The following is an 18,071-nucleotide window of genomic DNA, read 5'->3' on the forward strand; positions in this document are numbered from 1 at the left end:
AGGACCCTGCGTGCCCGCGACCCCTAACAATGTGCCCGAGCCGAGCCGTACCGACCCGGCTCTGATCCGCAATTTCTGCATCATCGCGCACATCGACCACGGCAAGTCCACGCTCGCCGACCGGATGCTCCAGCTGACCGGTGTGGTCGAGCAGCGGCAGATGCGTGCTCAGTACCTCGACCGGATGGACATCGAGCGCGAGCGCGGCATCACGATCAAGTCCCAGGCGGTGCGGCTGCCGTGGGCTCCCACCCACGACAAGAACAACACGCACATCCTCAACATGATCGACACCCCCGGGCACGTCGACTTCACCTACGAGGTCTCGCGGTCGCTCGCGGCCTGTGAGGGGACCGTCCTCCTCGTCGACGCCGCCCAGGGCATCGAGGCCCAGACCCTCGCCAACCTCTACCTGGCGATGGAGAACGACCTCACGATCATCCCGGTGCTCAACAAGATCGACCTGCCGGCCGCCCAGCCGGAGAAGTTCGCGGAGGAGCTCGCCAACCTGGTCGGCTGCGACCCCGACGACGTGCTCAGGGTCTCCGCGAAGACCGGTGTCGGCGTCGACGCCCTGCTCGACCGGGCCGTACGGGACATCCCGGCACCGGTCGGCGTCAAGGACGCCCCCGCCCGCGCGATGATCTTCGACTCGGTCTACGACTCCTACCGGGGCGTGGTCACGTACGTCCGTGTCATCGACGGTCAGCTCAACAAGCGCGAGCGGATCCGGATGATGTCCACCGGCGCGACCCACGAGCTGCTGGAGATCGGCACCAACTCGCCCGAGATGCTGTCGGCCGACGGCCTCGGTGTCGGCGAGGTGGGCTATCTGATCACCGGTGTGAAGGACGTCCGTCAGTCCAAGGTCGGTGACACCGTCACCAGCCAGGTCAAGGGCGCGACGGAGGCCCTCGGCGGGTACAAGGACCCGAAGCCGATGGTCTTCTCGGGTCTGTATCCGCTGGACGGCTCCGACTACCCGGAGCTGCGCGAGGCTCTGGACAAGCTCCAGCTCAACGACGCCGCCCTGGTCTACGAGCCGGAGACCTCCGCCGCGCTCGGCTTCGGCTTCCGCGTCGGCTTCCTCGGGCTGCTGCACCTCGACGTGGTCCGTGAGCGCCTCGAACGCGAGTTCGGCCTCGATCTCATCGCCACCGCGCCGAACGTGGTCTACCGCGTGGTCATGGAGGACCGCAGCGAGGTCGTCGTCACCAACCCGAGCGAGTTCCCCGAGGGGAAGATCAGCGAGGTGTACGAGCCGGTCGTGCGCGCCACCGTCCTGGCGCCGACCGAGTTCATCGGCTCGATCATGGAGCTGTGCCAGACCCGGCGCGGCACCCTGCTCGGCATGGACTACCTCTCCGAGGACCGGGTCGAGATCCGCTACACCCTGCCGCTCGCGGAGATCGTCTTCGACTTCTTCGACCAGCTCAAGTCCAAGACGCGCGGCTACGCCTCGCTGGACTACGAGCCCACCGGCGAGCAGACCTCCAGCCTGGTCAAGGTCGACATCCTGCTGCACGGCGACAAGGTGGACGCCTTCTCGGCGATCACCCACAAGGACGCCGCGTACGCGTACGGGGTGCGGCTCGTCGCCAAGCTGCGCGAGCTGATCCCGCGGCAGGCCTTCGAGGTGCCGATCCAGGCCGCCATCGGCTCCCGGGTCATCGCCCGCGAGACCATCCGCGCCATCCGCAAGGACGTCCTCGCCAAGTGCTACGGCGGTGACATCTCCCGTAAGCGGAAGCTGCTGGAGAAGCAGAAGGAAGGCAAGAAGCGGATGAAGATGGTGGGTTCCGTGGAGGTTCCGCAGGAAGCCTTCATCGCCGTGCTGAGCAGCGACGACGCCGCGGGCTCCGGCAAGGGCAAGAAGTAGCTCCTCCGACGCCTGAACACCGGGCCCGCCGTGCTGTCGCGCGGCGGGCCCGGTGTGTGTTGTCTGGAGAAAGTGACAGTACGTAGCCCCTTACGTGCCGGGCGGTCGCCCTTTAACCTGATCCCCTGCTCGATAGTTACTCGCGAGTTAAACAACAGCCGCAAGAGCCAGCCGCGCCGTCGCGGGCCCCGGAGGATGTCGTGAGCGACACACAGACCCTGACCGAGAACCGTCCGCCGTCCGTCGCGGGCCTCTTCCTGGAGCGCGTGGCCGCCACGCCCGACGCCGAGGCGTACCGTCACCCGGTGCCCGCCGCGTCCGGTGAGGGGCCCGACGACTGGAAGTCGCTGAGCTGGGCGCAGGCCGCCGAGCGGGTGTACGCGATCGCGGCCGGGCTCATCGGGCTGGGGGTACAGCCCGAACAGCGCGTCGCGCTCGCCTCCGCCACCCGGATCGAGTGGATCCTCGCCGACCTCGGCATCATGTGCGCCGGCGCCGCGACGACCACCGTCTACCCGCAGACCAACGCCGACGAATCGGCGTACATCCTCTCCGACTCCGAGAGCCGGGTGCTGATCGCCGAGGACGCGGCGCAGGTCGCCAAGGCCGTCGAGAAGCGCGCCGAGCTGCCCGCCCTCACCCATGTGGTGGTCCTCGACCCGGCCGGCGTCGACACCGGGGAGGACTGGATCCTCACCCTCGACGAGCTGGAGAAGCGCGGCGCGGCCCGGCTGGAGAAGGAGCCCGGGCTGATCAAGGAGCGGGTCGCCGCGATCACCAAGGACCAGCTCGCCACCCTCATCTACACCTCCGGCACCACCGGCCGCCCCAAGGGCGTGCGCCTGCCGCACGACAACTGGTCGTACATGGCCAAGGCGATCGCCGCTACCGGGCTGATCAGCGCCGAGGACGTGCAGTACCTCTGGCTGCCGCTCGCGCACGTCTTCGGCAAGGTGCTCACCTCCGGCCAGATCGAGGTCGGGCACGTCACCGCCGTCGACGGCCGCGTCGACAAGATCATCGAGAACCTTCCGGTGGTCCGGCCGACCTACATGGCGGCCGTGCCGCGGATCTTCGAGAAGGTCTACAACGGCATCGCCAACAAGGCCCGCGCGGGCGGCCCCGCCAAGTACAAGATCTTCCGCTGGGCGTCCGAGGTCGCCCGCGAGTACGCCAAGGTCACCCAGGACAACTTCCGCCGCACCGGCACCGCGAGCGCCCCCTTCGGCCTCGCCGCCAAGCACAAGGCCGCCGACGCGCTGGTGTACGCCAAGATCCGCGAGGCGTTCGGCGGCCGGCTGCGCGCCTGCGTCTCGGGCTCGGTCGCGCTGGCCCCGGAGATCGGCTTCTTCTTCTCCGGCGCCGGCATCCACATCCTGGAGGGCTACGGCCTCACCGAGTCCTCCGCGGCCTCCTTCGTCAACCCCGGCGAGGCCTACCGCACCGGCACGGTCGGCAAGCCGCTGCCCGGCACGGAGGTGCGGATCGCCGAGGACGGCGAGATCCTGCTGCGCGGCCCCGGCATCATGGAGGGCTACCACGGGCTGCCCGAGAAGACCGCCGAGGTGCTGGAGGCCGACGGCTGGTTCCACACCGGCGACATCGGCGAGCTGTCGCCCGACGGCTACCTCCGGATCACCGATCGCAAGAAGGACCTGTTCAAGACCTCCGGCGGCAAGTACATCGCGCCCACCGAGGTCGAGGGCCAGTTCAAGTCAGTGTGCCCGTACGTCTCCAACATCCTCGTGCACGGCGCCGACCGGAACTTCTGCACGGCGCTGATCGCGCTGGACGAGGTGTCGATCCTGGACTGGGCCAAGGAGAACGGGCTGGGGGGCAAGTCGTACGCCGAGGTCGTCGCCGCGCCCGAGACGGTCGCGCTCGTCGAGGGATACGTCAAGGAGGTCAACGGTGGGCTGCAGAAGTGGCAGACCATCAAGAAGTTCCGGCTGCTGCCGCGGGATCTCGATGTGGAGCACGGGGAGATCACGCCGAGTCTGAAGCTGAAGCGGCCGGTGGTGGAGCGGGAGTACCAGCACCTCATCGAGGAGATGTACGCGGGGACGCGGGAGGCGTAGGGGCGGTTGGGGGCGCGTGGGAGGCTGCGGGTGCGTTGTGGTCACCCGCGCCCACGCGGCGGAGCCGCATATCGGCACTAGCCCCGCGCCCCTTTTAGGCCAACTGCAGTCCCCGTGCTCGAAAGTCGGCCTTCTTTCGTCCTTCATCGAGCACATCCGTACACACGCGCAGCACCTTTCCCGTCCGACATGATCCCCTTCGATCACTCACCGCATATGGCCGGGATCCGTCTGTCACTCTGAGGGCATCCGAACTGCCCGGGAGCTGCGCATGGGGGCCATTCCGACCCAGCGGGAGACCGTCTCCCTCGGCGCCGGTGCGCCGTCGCCCACGACCCCGCACGCGCCCCCGGCCGCCCGCGCCACCCTGGCCGGCAGCGCGCACGCCCCGGGCGCCGCCCGGGATCTGGTGCGGGCCGCCTTCTCGGAGTGGAGGGACCTTCCCGAACACCTTCCCGAACACCTTCCCGAACACTCGCCCCAACACCTTCCCGAGCACGTTCCCGAGCACGTTCCCGAGCACCTTCCCGAGCGCCTCGCCGAGGACGTCATGCTCGTCGTCAGCGAGCTCGTCACCAACGCCGTCGTGCACGCCGGCACCGATGTGGAACTGCTCTGCCGACTGGAGGACGACCCGGAGCAGGGACACGCGGTCGTCGTCGAGGTCTGCGACCACCACCCCTCCCGCGCCCCGCGCGACAACCCGCCCGAGACGCCGTACGAGACCCCGGAGTACGGCCGCGGTCTGCGTCTGGTCGCCGCGCTCGCCGACGCGTGGGGAGTGACGTACCGCAGGGGCGCGAAGACGGTGTGGGCGCGGCTGCTGCCCCTGGCCCCCGAGCCGTACGAGACCGACGGGACGCACGGCGCCTCGCCCGTCGCACCCCTCGACCCCCTCCTCGAAGCCCTCGCCCCCGAACCCCGGCCCTCCTGCCGGGACGGGGACTGGCTGAACCGGGGCGCCCTGTCGTTCCTCGCCGAGGCCTCCGACCTGCTCGCCGGACAGCTCGACGAGGACCTCGTCGCCGCGCTCACCAGCCAGCTGCTCGTGCCCCGGCTCGCCGAGTGGTGCGGCGTCTGGCTGGAGGACGAGGTCAGCGGACACGGCGGCGGCTGGGGCGAGTGGGCCGGAGGCCCCGGGCCGCGGCTGGCCCGCGTCTGGCACGGCGACGAGGGCCGTATCGAGGAGCTGCGCCGGGCCCTGGAGAAGGAACCGCCACGCCCCGCGGAACCGCCCCGCTCGGGGCCCGAGCCCTTCACGTGGCCCGGCGCCGCACTCGGCCCGCGCGGTGCCGCCCTCGCCTACCGGCTGATCGCCGGCGGGCGTCCGCTCGGCACCCTGGTCATCGGACGGGCCGGACCCGGCGCCTTCCCCGACGAGGTCACCGGGCTCGTCGAGGACCTCGGCCGCCGGGTGGCGCTGGCGATCGGCGCGGCCCGCCAGTACGCCCGCCAGGCCACCATCAGCGCCGTCCTCCAGCGCGGTCTGCTGCCCGGCGCCGTCGCCGAGATCCCCGGGGTGCGCAGCGCCCTCGTCCACGAGCCGCGCGAGCAGGGCGGCCCGAGCGGCGATTTCTACGACCTGTTCCCGGCGGGGGACGGCCGCTGGTGCTTCGCCATCGGCGACGTCCAGGGCAAGGGCCCGGAGGCGGCCGTCGTCATCGGCCTGGCCCGCCCGTGGCTGCGGCTGCTGGCCCGCGAGGGTTACGGCGTCGCCGACGTCCTGGACCGCCTCAACCACCTTCTCCTCGACGACGCCACCGAGGCCGCCGACGCCGCGGCCCGCGCCTTCGTCGGCCCCACCGACCCCGGCGACGGCCCGCAGACCCGCTTCCTGTCCCTCCTCTACGGCGAGCTCGCCCCCTTCGAGGGCGGCGTCCGCTGCACCCTCGCCTCCGCCGGGCACCCGCTGCCGCTGCTCCTCGGCCCGGACGGCTCCGTCGCCACCGCCGCGCGCCCGCAGACGCTCCTCGGGGTCATCGAGGACGTGACGTACACCAGTGACGTGCTGGAGCTGCGGCACGGCGACAGCCTGCTGTGCGTCACCGACGGGGTGACCGAGCGACGCTCGGGCGTCCGCCAGTTCGACGACGGCGACGGGCTGGCCGTCGCGCTCGCCGGATGCGTGGGCCTGGACGCCGAGCTGATCGCCGAGCGCATCCGCCGGCTCGTCCACGAGTTCGGCGAGCGGCCCCCGGAGGACGATCTGGCGCTGCTGGTGCTGCAGGCGGAGTGACCGTCGTCGTACGGGACCGTCGTACGGGACAATGGAGGGCATGCCTTCCGCACTCCCCGACGGTGAGCCCGTCCCCGACGACGGCGCCCTCCCGGCGCACGCGCTCACCGGCGCCGCCGACCGCCCCCTCGGGTTCTATCTGCATGTCCCCTACTGCGCGACCCGCTGCGGGTACTGCGACTTCAACACCTACACCGCCACCGAGCTGCGCGGCACCGGCGGCGTCCTCGCCTCCCGCGACAACTACGCCGACACCCTGACCGACGAGATCCGGCTGGCCCGCAAGGTCCTCGGCGACGACCCGCGCGAGGTCCGCACGGTCTTCGTCGGCGGCGGTACGCCCACGCTGCTGGCCGCCGACGACCTCGTACGGATGCTGGGCGCGATCCGTGACGAGTTCGGGCTGGCGGCGGACGCGGAGGTGACGACGGAGGCGAACCCCGAGTCCGTGGACCCGTCCTATCTCGCCACCCTCCGCGCGGGCGGCTTCAACCGGATCTCCTTCGGCATGCAGAGCGCCCGGCAGCACGTCCTGAAGATCCTCGACCGCACCCACACCCCCGGACGGCCCGAGGCATGCGTCGCGGAGGCCCGGGCGGCGGGCTTCGAGCACGTCAACCTCGACCTGATCTACGGCACCCCCGGCGAGTCGGACGACGACTGGCGGGCGTCCCTGAAGGCCGCGCTCGGCGCCGGGCCCGACCATGTCTCGGCGTACGCCCTGATCGTCGAGGAGGGCACCCAGCTGGCCCGGCGCATCCGGCGCGGGGAGATCCCGATGACCGACGACGACGTCCACGCGGACCGCTATCTGATCGCGGACGAGGTGATGTCGGCCGCGGGCTACGACTGGTACGAGGTCTCCAACTGGGCCACCTCGCCGTCGGCCCGCTGCCTCCACAACGAGCTGTACTGGCGCGGCGCCGACTGGTGGGGCGCGGGCCCCGGGGCGCACTCCCATGTGGGGGGCGTGCGCTGGTGGAACGTGAAGCATCCGGGCGCCTACGCGACGGCCCTCGCCGCCGGCCGCTCCCCGGGCGCCGGCCGCGAACTCCTCTCGGAGGAGGACCGCCGCGTCGAACGCATCCTGCTGGAGCTGCGGCTGCGGGAGGGCGTACCGCTGGACCTGCTCCGGAAGGAGGGTCTCAGGGCTTCCCGCCGGGCCCTGGGGGACGGGCTGCTGGCGCAGGGGCCGTACGACAGCGGCCGGGCGGTGCTCACCCTGCGAGGGCGGCTGCTGGCGGACGCCGTGGTCAGGGACCTGGTGGACTGATCACCCCGGCGAGTGAATCCCTGTGGAACGCGGGTTCGTTCCCTAACCTGGTTCGTAGGCTGCCGCTGACAGCACGCGGCGGATGTGGAGGCCATGGAGATGACCGCTGTGGACGAGCGTGGGGTGACCAGGTTCTTCGAGGGGTTCGAGCCGCCCGAGGGACTGAAGGTCGAGCTTCTTCGGGGGGTAGTCGTGATGATGGCCAGCCCTGACATCGTGCACAACATGATCGTTGCCGATGTGCAGGACCAGATCCCCCGGCAGCGCTGGGATCGCCTCCAGACCCAGGATGTGGACATCCTCGGTGAGGCCAGCGAGCCCATTCCGGACCTCATGGTGCTGGAGCGCGGGGTGGTCCCGGCCTCAGGCAATCTGGTGCCGTCCCAGTTGATCACCTTGGTGGTCGAGGTCGTGTCGAAGTCCAGCGTCCACCAGGACTATGTGGTCAAGCGGTCGATCTACGCGGCGGGAAAGATCCCTGCCTACCTCCTCGTCGACCCGATCATGGCGCAGTGTGTCCTGCTGACGAGGCCCACAGGCCAGGGTGAGGATGCCGACTACCTCAGCCAGGAGATCATCAAGTTCGGCAATCCGGTCCTGTTGGGGGCTCTGGAACTCGAACTCGACACCACCGAGTTCGGAACGTTCCCCAACGTCAGGCCCCACCGCTACCCGTGACGAAGTCGATCAGTTCCTCCACCCTGCCCAGCAGGGCCGACTCCAGGTCCTTGTAGGAGTCGACCCGCGCCAGGATCGCCTGCCACACCGCCCCGGTGTTGTCGGACGGCCAGCCCAGCGCGCGGCACACTCCCGTCTTCCAGTCCTGGCCGTGAGGCACGCGCGGCCACCCCGCGATCCCCAGGGACGACGGCTTCACCGCCTCCCAGATGTCGATGTACGGGTGGCCCACGACCAGCGCGTGCTCGCTCGTCACCGACTGCGCGATGCGGTACTCCTTCGTGCCGGGCACCAGATGGTCGACGAGCACCCCCAGCCGCGCGTCCGGCCCGGGGGCGAAGTCGGCCACGATCGACGGGAGGTCGTCCACGCCCTCCAGGTACTCCACCACCACGCCCTCGACGCGCAGGTCGTCGCCCCACACCTTCTCGACCAGTTCGGCGTCGTGCCGGCCCTCCACGTAGATGCGGCCGGCGCGGGCCACACGGGCGCGGGCGCCGGGGACGGCGACCGAACCGGAGGCGGTGCGGGTGGGACGTACGGGTCCGGAAGAAGGCCGTACGAGGGTCACGACCCGGCCCTCCAGCAGGAAGCCCCGGGGCTCCAGCGGGAACACCCGGTGCTTGCCGAAGCGGTCCTCCAGGGTCACCGTGCCCGCCTCGCAGCGGATCACCGCGCCGCAGAAGCCGGTGCCGGGCTCCTCCACCACCAGGCCGGGCTCCGCCGGGACCTCGGGGACGGGCTTCGGCTTCTTCCAGGGAGGGGTCAGATCCGGCGAGTACTGGCGCATTCGGATGACGATAGGAGAAGCACCGGCCCGGGGGGCCCACGATCAGCGCGACACGCCGTAGCGGGCCGCCAGCTCGTCCCGCTGCCGCCGTACGAACGCCGCGTCCACCACCGCCCCGTGACCCGGCACGTACAGCGCGTCCTCGCCGCCGAGGGCGAGGAGACGGTCCAGGGCGGCGGGCCACTGCGAGGGGACGGCGTCGGGGCCGGCCTGGGGCTCGCCGGACTCCTCCACCAGGTCGCCGCAGAACACGACCTCCGGGGAGCCGGGGACCAGGACCACGAGATCGTGCGCGGTGTGCGCCGGGCCCACGTTCGCCAGCAGGACCTGGCGGCCGGCCCCCAGCTCGAGGGTCCGCTCCCCGGAGACCGGATGGCGGGGCCGGACCAGGGCGTCCGCGGCATCGGTCGCCGACGCCTCGTCCATACCGTTGCGCACCGCGTCCGCCCGCAGCTCCTCCGCCGGGACCGTGTCCATGCCCACCGCGCCGTACACCTCCGCGCCCGCGAACGCCGCCGCGCCGAACACATGGTCGAAGTGCGGATGGGTGAGCGCGAGATGGGTCACACGCGCGCCGGTCAGCTCCTCGGCCTGAGTCCGCAGCCGCACCCCCTCCGCAAGACCCGACCCGGCGTCCACCATCAGCACCGCGCCCGCCCCCACGACCAGCCCGGCCGTGCAGTCCCAGCCCGGCAGCCGCACCCGCCCGACCCCGGCCGCGACCGGCTCCCACCCCAGCTCTTCCCAAGTCACCGTCATACCGGGACGCTAACGGTAAGTCGTCCGGGCGTCGGCCGACCTTGCCCCCGGTGTACCCCGCAGCCGTACACTGGCCGGGGAACGTCTGGCACTCGGAAGCGAAGAGTGCCAGGGCAGACGCCCAGGGGACTGGGGGACGACCACGGGAGGTGTGCGCGGGTGCTGAGTGAACGCAGGCTGCAGGTGCTGCGCGCCATCGTCCAGGACTACGTCGGAACCGAGGAGCCGGTGGGGTCGAAGGCCCTCACCGAGCGGCACAACCTCGGCGTCTCCCCGGCCACCGTGCGCAACGACATGGCCGCCCTGGAGGACGAGGGATACATCGCCCAGCCGCACACCAGCGCCGGGCGGATCCCCACCGACAAGGGCTACCGGCTGTTCGTCGACAAGCTGGCCGGCGTCAAGCCGATGACCGCGCCCGAGCGGCGCGCCATCCAGAACTTCCTCGACGGCGCCGTCGACCTCGACGACGTCGTGGCGCGGACCGTACGGCTGCTCGCGCAGCTCACCCGGCAGGTCGCCGTCGTGCAGTACCCCTCGCTGACCCGGTCCACCGTGCGGCACGTGGAGTTGCTGTCGCTCGCGCCGGCCCGGCTGATGCTCGTGCTGATCACCGACACCGGACGGGTCGAGCAGCGCCTGGTGGACTGCCCGGCGCCCTTCGGGGAGGCCTCTCTGGCGGATCTACGCGCGCGGCTCAACAGCCGGGTCGCGGGCCGCAGGTTCAGCGACGTGCCGCGACTGGTCGAGGACCTGCCGGACGCCTTCGAGGCGGACGACCGCGGCACGGTCTCGACGGTGCTCTCCACCCTGCTGGAGACGCTCGTCGAGGAGAACGAGGAACGGCTGATGATCGGCGGCACCGCCAATCTCACCCGTTTCGGACATGACTTCCCTCTCACCATCCGGCCCGTCCTGGAGGCCCTGGAGGAACACGTCGTTCTTCTCAAACTCCTGGGCGAGGCGGGGGATTCGGGCATGACCGTACGCATCGGTCATGAGAACGCCTACGAGGGACTCAACTCCACTTCCGTGGTCTCGGTCGGCTACGGTTCGGGCGGCGAGGCAGTCGCCAAACTCGGCGTGGTCGGACCGACCCGCATGGATTACCCGGGAACGATGGGAGCGGTACGAGCGGTGGCACGGTACGTCGGACAGATCCTGGCGGAGTCGTAAGTGGCCACGGACTACTACGCCGTTCTCGGCGTGCGCCGCGACGCGTCGCAGGATGAGATCAAGAAGGCCTTCCGCCGGCTCGCCCGCGAGCTGCACCCGGACGTCAACCCGGATCCGAAGACCCAGGAGCGGTTCAAGGAGATCAACGCCGCCTACGAGGTGTTGTCGGACCCGCAGAAGAAGCAGGTCTACGACCTCGGCGGCGATCCCCTCTCCCAGGCCGGCGGCGGTGGCGCGGGCGGCTTCGGGGCCGGTGGCTTCGGCAACTTCTCCGACATCATGGACGCGTTCTTCGGTACGGCGTCCCAGCGGGGGCCGAGGTCCAGGACCCGGCGCGGCCAGGACGCGATGATCCGGCTGGAGGTGGACCTCGAGGAGGCCGCCTTCGGCACCACCAAGGACATCCAGGTCGACACCGCGATCGTCTGCTCCACCTGCAGCGGTGAGGGCGCCGCCCCCGGCACCACCGCCCAGACGTGTGACATGTGCCGCGGCCGCGGCGAGGTCTCCCAGGTGACCCGGTCCTTCCTCGGCCAGGTCATGACCTCCCGCCCCTGCCCCCAGTGCCAGGGCTTCGGCACCATCGTCCCGAACCCCTGCCCGGAGTGCGCGGGCGACGGCCGGGTGCGCTCCCGGCGCACGCTCACCGTCAAGATCCCGGCCGGCGTCGACAACGGCACCCGCATCCAGCTCGCGGGCGAGGGCGAGGTCGGCCCCGGCGGCGGCCCCGCCGGCGACCTGTACGTCGAGATCCACGAGCTGCCGCACTCCACCTTCCAGCGGCGCGGCGACGATCTGCACTGCACGGTCACCATCCCGATGACCGCGGCGTCCCTCGGCACCAAGGTGCCGCTGGAGACGCTGGACGGCCTGGAGGAGGTCGACATCCGGCCCGGCACCCAGTCCGGCCAGTCGATCCCGCTGCACGGCCGGGGCATCACGCATCTGCGCGGCGGCGGCCGGGGCGACCTCATCGTCCATGTCGAGGTCATGACCCCGACCAAGCTCGACCCCGAGCAGGAGCGCCTGCTGCGCGAGCTGGCCAAGCTGCGCGGCGAGGAACGGCCCCAGGGCCAGTTCCAGCCGGGCCAGCAGGGGCTGTTCTCGCGGTTGAAGGACGCGTTCAACGGGCGGTGAGCGGGCGCTGAGCCCGGGCGATGCCGTTGGCCTATGCCGAGCGGTGGCCGGTTTCGGACTTGATCGGAGGACGTGACACCATGCCGTCATGTCCTCCGAGCTGACCGATCTCTTCCCCCACCCGATCGTGCAGGCCCCCATGGCGGGCGGTGTCTCCGTGCCGCAGCTCGCCGCCGCCGTGTCCGAGGCCGGCGGGCTCGGGTTCCTGGCCGGCGGGTACAAGACGGCCGACGGCATGTACCAGGAGATCAAACAGCTCCGGGGACTGACCGGCCGCCCCTTCGGCGTGAACCTCTTCATGCCGCAGCCCGAGTATGCCGAGACCGGTGCCGTCCAGCTCTACGCCGAGCAGCTCGCCGGTGAGGTCACCTGGTACGAGACCGAGCTCGGCGACCCCGACAGCGGGCGCGACGACGGCTACGACGCCAAGATCGCCGTACTCCTCGACGACCCCGTACCGGTGGCGTCCTTCCACTTCGGCGTCCCGAGCGGCGACACGCTGAAGTCGCTGCGCGCGGCCGGAACGTTCACCCTCGTCACCGTGACCTCCGCCGAGGAGGCGGTCGCCGTCGAGCAGGCCGGGGCGGACGCGGTGATCGTGCAGGGCATGGAGGCCGGCGGCCACCAGGGCACCCACAAGGACATCCCCGAGAACGACGGCTCCGCCCTCGGACTGCTCGCCCTGCTCGCCCAGGTCCGCGAGGCCGTGCGCCTGCCGATCGTCGCCGCCGGCGGCATCATGCGCGGCAGCCAGATCGCCGCCGTCCTCGCGGCCGGCGCGAGCGCCGCCCAGCTGGGCACCGCGTTCCTCGCCACCGCCGAGTCCGGGGCGCAGGCCGTGCACAAGGCGGCCCTCACCGACCCGCTGTTCGTGCGCACCGAGCTGACCCGCGCCTTCTCCGGCCGCCCGGCCCGCGGCCTGGTCAACCGCTTCCTGCGCGAGCACGGCCCGTACGCGCCCGCCGCCTACCCCGAGGTCCACCACCTCACCTCCCCGCTGCGCAAGGCCGCCGCCAAGGCGGGCGACGCCCAGGGCATGGCGCTGTGGGCGGGCCAGGGCCACCGCATGGCCCGTGACCTGCCCGCCGCGGAGCTGGTGGAGGTCCTGGTGGCGGAGCTGGCGACCGCGCGGGCCGTGTCGGCCGAGGGCGACCGGCGATGACCGCGCCCGTCTTCGTCGTCGACCGACTCGACGCCGTGGGGCCGGAGTTCGTGCTCGACGGGCCCGAGGGGCGGCACGCCGTCTCCGTGAAGCGGCTGCGGCCCGGCGAGGACGTCGTCCTCACCGACGGGCACGGTCGCTGGGCCGAGGGCGTCGTCAGGGCGGCCGAGGGCAAGGACCGGCTGGTCCTGGACCTGGGGGCCGTGCGGGACGAACCCGAGGCCTCCCCCCGTATCACCGTCGTCCAGGCCCTCCCCAAGGGGGACCGCGGCGAGGTCTCCGTGGAGACCATGACCGAGGTCGGCGTCGACGCGATCGTGCCCTGGCAGGCGGCCCGCTGCATCACGCAGTGGCGCGGCGAGCGGGGCCTGAAGGCGCTCGGCAAGTGGCGGGCCACCGCCCGCGAGGCCGGCAAGCAGTCCCGCCGCGTGCGCTTCCCCGAGGTCGCGGACGCGGCGAGCACCAAGGAGGTCGCCGCGCTGCTCGCGGGCGCCGATTTCGCGGCCGTGCTCCACGAGAGCGGCGCGGACCGGCTCGCCACCGTCGAACTCCCCGCCCACGGCGAGATCGTGCTCGTCGTCGGCCCCGAGGGAGGCGTCTCCCCCGAGGAGTTGGCGGTCTTCGCGGAGGCGGGCGCCCGCCCCCATGTCCTCGGCCCCACGGTCCTGCGCACCTCCACCGCGGGCACCGCCGCCGCGGCCCTCCTCCTCGGCCGCACCGGCCGCTGGTCCTGACCGACGCCGGGGCGGCTCAGTCTCCGGCCCCTGCCGGGAACAGCTCCCAGCCGTCCAACTCCCCGGCGCCGGGCAGCAGTCCGCGTCGGGTCGCCTCGTCGACGAGGGCGCGCACGACGCCGGGTTCATGGAGGTTCAGATGGTGGTGGCGGTCGCCCACACCGCCCGTGTGGGTGTAGGCGCCGTCCCCGGCGTACCGGCCGGGACCTGAACGGAAGACGATCCGGGTACGGACGCCGTCCCGTCGGAGGGTGAGCACCTCCTGGCAGGGCTCCCCGTCTCCGTGCCGGTGACGGACCGTCCACAGATAGGTGGTCGTGTCGCCCACGACGAGGCTCCTCGGCCGGCGGCGGTTGCGCATGGGGTCAGGCTAGACCGTGGCCGCATCCGGGCTACCGCGCCGCGGACGGGAGTGGCAGGCTGCCGTCCATGGGGGCATTGAGGCGGATTTGGCTTCTCGTGTTCGTGCCCGTCGTCGTGGGCGGCGCCGTGGCCTGCGAGCCGGGCGGCGGGGTGAGCGGCATGTCCGTGGCGTACACGACCGACCAGGCCGCCACGGCGGAGATCGAGCGGCGCGACGTGGACGTGCGCTGGCTGACCTGCACCGCCGAACGGGACGACCCCCTCGTCTCCGTCGACTGCCAGGGGGAGACCGGGGACGGGAAGGACATCACGGTCGCCGGCAAGATCGTACGGGCCGTCGACGGGAAGTGCGTGCGGGGCGATCTGCGCGCGGACGTCGGCGAGAAGGAGCTGTTCCGGGTCGGCGGCGTCGGGGACTGCGGAACCGCGACGCCCTCGCCGGTCGAAGCCCCGTCCACGCCTCCCGGACCCGCCGGTTCCGCCCGGCCGACCGTCACGGTCACCGTGACCGTCACCCGGACCGTCGACGCCCAGGGCGGACAGAAGTGATCGAAACCGCTGACCTGCGGTCCCATCCCTGAATACAGTGATCTGGTGACACAGTCCGCGACGCCTGCCGCATACTTCCGACACCCGCATCCGCACGGCGAGTTGGTGGCGTTCGCCGCCGAGGACGACGTGTGGCTCGCGCCCCTCGACGGGGGCCGGGCCTGGCGGGTCAGCGCCGACAACGTACCCGTCTCCGCACCCCGCATCTCACCCGACGGAACCACCGTCGCCTGGACCTCCACCCGCGACGGCGCCCCCGAGGTGCACATCGCGCCCGTCGAGGGCGGACCGGCCACCCGCCTGACCCACTGGGGGAGTTGGCAGACCCGGGTGCGCGGCTGGACCCCCGACGGCCGGGTCCTCGCCCTCAGCACCCACGACCAGGCCACCCTGCGCCGCAGCTGGGCCCGCGCCGTCCCCGTCGACGGCGGACCGGCCACCACCCTGCCGTACGGCCCGGTCGGCGCCGTCGCGTTCGGCCCGCACACCGTGCTGCTGTCCGCGCCGATGGGCCGCGAGGCCGCCTACTGGAAGCGCTACCGGGGCGGTACGGCCGGAAAGCTGTGGATCGACCGGGACGGCAGCGGGGAGTTCGTCCGGCTGCACCAAGAACTCGACGGCAACCTCGAGTGCCCGGTGTGGGCGGGGGACCGGATCGCCTTCCTCTCCGACCACGAGGGCACCGGCGCGCTCTACTCCTCCCTCGCCGACGGCTCCGACCTGCGCCGCCACACCCCCCTCGAAGGCTTCTACGCCCGTCAGGCCACCGGCGACGGCACCCGGATCGTGTACATGTCGGCGGGCGAGCTCTGGCTGCTCGACGACCTGGACACGGCCGAGCCCCGCCGCCTCGACATCCGCCTCGGCGGACAGCGCACCGATCGCCGCCCCCACCCCGTCACCGCCGCCCGCTGGCTCGGCGGCGCCGCACCGGACCACACCGCGCGCGGCAGCGCCGTCGAGGTGCGCGGCGCCGTCCACTGGGTGACCCACCGCTCCGGTCCCGCGCGCGCCCTCGCCGCCCGGCCCGGAGTGCGGGCGCGGCTGCCGCGCACCTTCCGCACGGAGGGAGAGGAGTGGGTCGTCTGGGTGACGGACGCCGAGGGCGAGGACGCCCTGGAGTTCGCGCCCGCCACCGGACCCGTCGCCGGCGCCACCCCGCGCCGGCTCGCCGCCGGACGCCTCGGCCGGGTCCTGGAGCTCGCCATGGCCCCCGACGGCAGCCGGGCCGCCGTCGCCGCCCACGACGGCCGCCTCCTCCTCGTCGAACGGGAGAGCGGCGAGGTCCGCGAGGTCGACCGCAGCACCGACGGAGAAGTCTCCGACCTGGTCTTCTCCCCCGACTCCGCCTGGCTCGCCTGGTCGCACCCCGGCCCGCCCCCGCTCGCCCAGCTCAAGCTCGCCAACGTCACCGATCTCTCGGTCACCGAGGCCACCCCGCTGCGCTTCCGCGACTACGCGCCCGCCTTCACCCTCGACGGCAAGCACCTCGCGTTCCTCTCCACCCGCGCCTTCGACCCGGTCTACGACGAACACGTCTTCGACCTCTCCTTCCCGGCCGGCGCCCGCCCCCACCTGATCACCCTCGCCGCCACCACCCCCTCCCCGTTCGGCCCCCAGCGCCACGGCCGCCCCTTCGACGCGCCCGACAAGGACGAGACCCCCGACAGCGAGGGCACCCCCGCCACCCGTATCGACCTCGAAGGACTCGCCGACCGGATAGTGCCGTTCCCCGTCGAGGCCGGCCGCTACTCCGGGCTCGCCGCCGCCAAGGACGGCGTCCTGTGGCTGCGCCACCCCGTACGCGGCGTCCTCGGCGCCTCCCGGGCCACCCCGGACGACCCCGACCCGCGCACCGAGCTCGAGCGCTACGACCTCGTCCAGCAGCGCATCGAACACCTCGCCGCCGACGCCGACGGCTTCGAGGTCAGCGGCGACGGCAAACGGCTGCTGCTGCGCACCGACGGCAAGCTCAAGGTCGTCCCCAGCGACCGGCGCGCCTCCGGCGACGAGGACAGCGACACCAACATCACCGTCGACCTCGGCCGGATCCGGCAGACCGTCGACCCGGCCGCCGAGTGGCGCCAGATGTACGACGAGACCGGCCGCATCATGCGGGACAACTTCTGGCTCGCCGATCTGGGCGGGCTGGACTGGGACGCCGTCCTGGACCGCTACCGCCCGCTGCTGGACCGGGTCGCCACCCACGACGACCTGGTCGACGTGCTCTGGGAGGTGCACGGCGAACTCGGCACCTCCCACGCCTATGTCTCCCCGCGCGGCGGCTACGGCCGCGGCGCCCGTCAGGGCCTGCTCGGCGCCGACATCTCCCGCCACGACGACGGCAGTTGGCGCATCGACCGGGTGCTGCCCTCGGAGACCTCCGACCCCGACGCCCGCTCCCCGCTCGCCGCACCCGGGGTCGCGGTGCGGGCCGGGGACGCGATCCTCGCCGTGGCGGGCCATCCGGTGGACCCGGTGACGGGTCCCGCCCCGCTGCTCGTCGGCACGGCGGGCAAGGTCGTCGAACTGACCGTCTCACCCGCAGGCGGGGGCGAGCCCCGCCACGCGGTCGTGGTGCCCGTCGACGACGAGGAGTCCCTGCGCTACCACGCCTGGGTCGCCGACCGCCGGGCCTACGTCCACGAGGTCTCCGGCGGCCGCCTCGGCTACCTCCACGTCCCCGACATGCAGGCGCCCGGCTGGGCCCAGATCCACCGCGACCTGCGCGTCGAGGTGGCCCGCGAGGGCCTTGTCGTGGACGTCCGGGAGAACCGCGGCGGCCACACCTCCCAGCTGGTCGTGGAGAAGCTCGCCCGCCGGATCGTCGGCTGGGACGTCCCGCGCGACGCCCGCCCGTTCTCCTACCCGCTGGACGCCCCGCGCGGCCCCGTGGTCGCCGTCGCCAACGAGTTCTCCGGCTCCGACGGCGACATCGTCAACGCCGCCATCAAGGCCCTCGGTATCGGCCCGGTCGTCGGCACCCGCACCTGGGGCGGCACGATCGGCATCGACAGCCGCTACCACCTGGTGGACGGCACCCTCGTCACCCAGCCCAAGTACGCCATCTGGCTGGAGGGCTACGGCTGGGCGGTGGAAAACCACGGCGTGGACCCCGACGTGGAAATCATCTGCACCCCGCAGGACTACGCAGCGGGAAGGGACGTCCAGTTGGACGAGGCGATGAGACTGGCTTTGCAGGCACTGGAGGAACGTCCGGCCAAAACTCCGCCAAGTCTGCCAAGTTAAGGGGCGCG

14 protein-coding genes are annotated in these 18,071 nt (G+C 72.1%); 11 read left to right on the forward strand and 3 right to left on the reverse strand.

Annotated elements, in window-relative coordinates; genetic code table 11:
- Positions 1-10: 10 nt before the first annotated feature.
- From lepA to ABZ464_RS23060, 5 genes are all read left to right on the forward strand, one after another.
- Positions 11-1,879 carry a translation elongation factor 4 gene (gene lepA, locus ABZ464_RS23040; protein WP_359279498.1) on the forward strand — a complete coding sequence of 623 codons (1,869 nt, stop codon included), beginning with the start codon at positions 11-13 and terminating at the stop codon, positions 1,877-1,879.
- 200 nt (positions 1,880-2,079) lie between these two features.
- Positions 2,080-3,957, forward strand: coding sequence for an AMP-binding protein (locus ABZ464_RS23045; RefSeq protein WP_359279499.1), 1,878 nt, complete (start codon positions 2,080-2,082; stop codon positions 3,955-3,957).
- 271 nt (positions 3,958-4,228) lie between these two features.
- Positions 4,229-6,193: a SpoIIE family protein phosphatase gene (locus ABZ464_RS23050; protein WP_359279500.1), complete on the forward strand. Its 1,965-nt coding sequence runs from the start codon at positions 4,229-4,231 to the stop codon at positions 6,191-6,193.
- A 40-nt stretch (positions 6,194-6,233) separates the two neighbouring features.
- Positions 6,234-7,466: a radical SAM family heme chaperone HemW gene (gene hemW, locus ABZ464_RS23055; RefSeq protein ID WP_359279501.1), complete on the forward strand. Its 1,233-nt coding sequence runs from the start codon at positions 6,234-6,236 to the stop codon at positions 7,464-7,466.
- 99 nt (positions 7,467-7,565) lie between these two features.
- Positions 7,566-8,144 (forward strand): Uma2 family endonuclease, encoded by a 579-nt coding sequence (locus ABZ464_RS23060; protein ID WP_359279502.1) that lies wholly within the window; start codon positions 7,566-7,568, stop codon positions 8,142-8,144.
- On the opposite strand, the gene ABZ464_RS23065 is transcribed toward ABZ464_RS23060, so the two are convergent.
- Positions 8,122-8,934: a DUF3097 domain-containing protein gene (locus ABZ464_RS23065; RefSeq protein WP_359279503.1), complete on the reverse strand. Its 813-nt coding sequence runs from the start codon at positions 8,932-8,934 to the stop codon at positions 8,122-8,124. The genes ABZ464_RS23060 and ABZ464_RS23065 overlap by 23 nt on opposite strands.
- Before the next feature lie 42 nt (positions 8,935-8,976).
- Positions 8,977-9,693: an MBL fold metallo-hydrolase gene (locus tag ABZ464_RS23070; RefSeq protein ID WP_359279504.1), complete on the reverse strand. Its 717-nt coding sequence runs from the start codon at positions 9,691-9,693 to the stop codon at positions 8,977-8,979.
- A gap of 159 nt (positions 9,694-9,852) precedes the next feature.
- Here ABZ464_RS23070 and hrcA point away from each other — a divergent pair, with 159 nt between their 5' ends.
- From hrcA to ABZ464_RS23090, 4 genes are all read left to right on the forward strand, one after another.
- Positions 9,853-10,869 (forward strand): heat-inducible transcriptional repressor HrcA, encoded by a 1,017-nt coding sequence (gene hrcA / locus ABZ464_RS23075; RefSeq protein ID WP_359279505.1) that lies wholly within the window; start codon positions 9,853-9,855, stop codon positions 10,867-10,869.
- Complete coding sequence (gene dnaJ, locus ABZ464_RS23080; RefSeq protein WP_359279506.1) at positions 10,870-12,006, forward strand: molecular chaperone DnaJ; 1,137 nt, start codon at positions 10,870-10,872, stop codon at positions 12,004-12,006.
- 88 nt (positions 12,007-12,094) lie between these two features.
- Positions 12,095-13,168, forward strand: coding sequence for a nitronate monooxygenase (locus ABZ464_RS23085; RefSeq protein WP_359279507.1), 1,074 nt, complete (start codon positions 12,095-12,097; stop codon positions 13,166-13,168).
- Positions 13,165-13,902 carry a 16S rRNA (uracil(1498)-N(3))-methyltransferase gene (locus ABZ464_RS23090; protein ID WP_359279508.1) on the forward strand — a complete coding sequence of 246 codons (738 nt, stop codon included), beginning with the start codon at positions 13,165-13,167 and terminating at the stop codon, positions 13,900-13,902. Before ABZ464_RS23085 ends, ABZ464_RS23090 begins: the two co-directional genes overlap by 4 nt.
- Before the next feature lie 16 nt (positions 13,903-13,918).
- On the opposite strand, the gene ABZ464_RS23095 is transcribed toward ABZ464_RS23090, so the two are convergent.
- Complete coding sequence (locus ABZ464_RS23095) at positions 13,919-14,263, reverse strand: hypothetical protein (RefSeq protein ID WP_359279509.1); 345 nt, start codon at positions 14,261-14,263, stop codon at positions 13,919-13,921.
- Between the two features lie 68 nt (positions 14,264-14,331).
- On the opposite strand from ABZ464_RS23095, the gene ABZ464_RS23100 reads away from it, so the two are divergent.
- Positions 14,332-14,814 (forward strand): hypothetical protein, encoded by a 483-nt coding sequence (locus ABZ464_RS23100; protein ID WP_359279510.1) that lies wholly within the window; start codon positions 14,332-14,334, stop codon positions 14,812-14,814.
- A 45-nt stretch (positions 14,815-14,859) separates the two neighbouring features.
- A complete protein-coding gene (locus ABZ464_RS23105; protein WP_359279511.1) occupies positions 14,860-18,063 on the forward strand; it encodes a S41 family peptidase in 3,204 nt (1,067 codons plus the stop codon).
- Positions 18,064-18,071 lie beyond the last annotated feature (8 nt).

The sequence above is a fragment of the Streptomyces sp. NPDC005820 genome (genome assembly GCF_040630255.1).
In the GTDB taxonomy this organism is placed as follows: domain Bacteria; phylum Actinomycetota; class Actinomycetes; order Streptomycetales; family Streptomycetaceae; genus Streptomyces.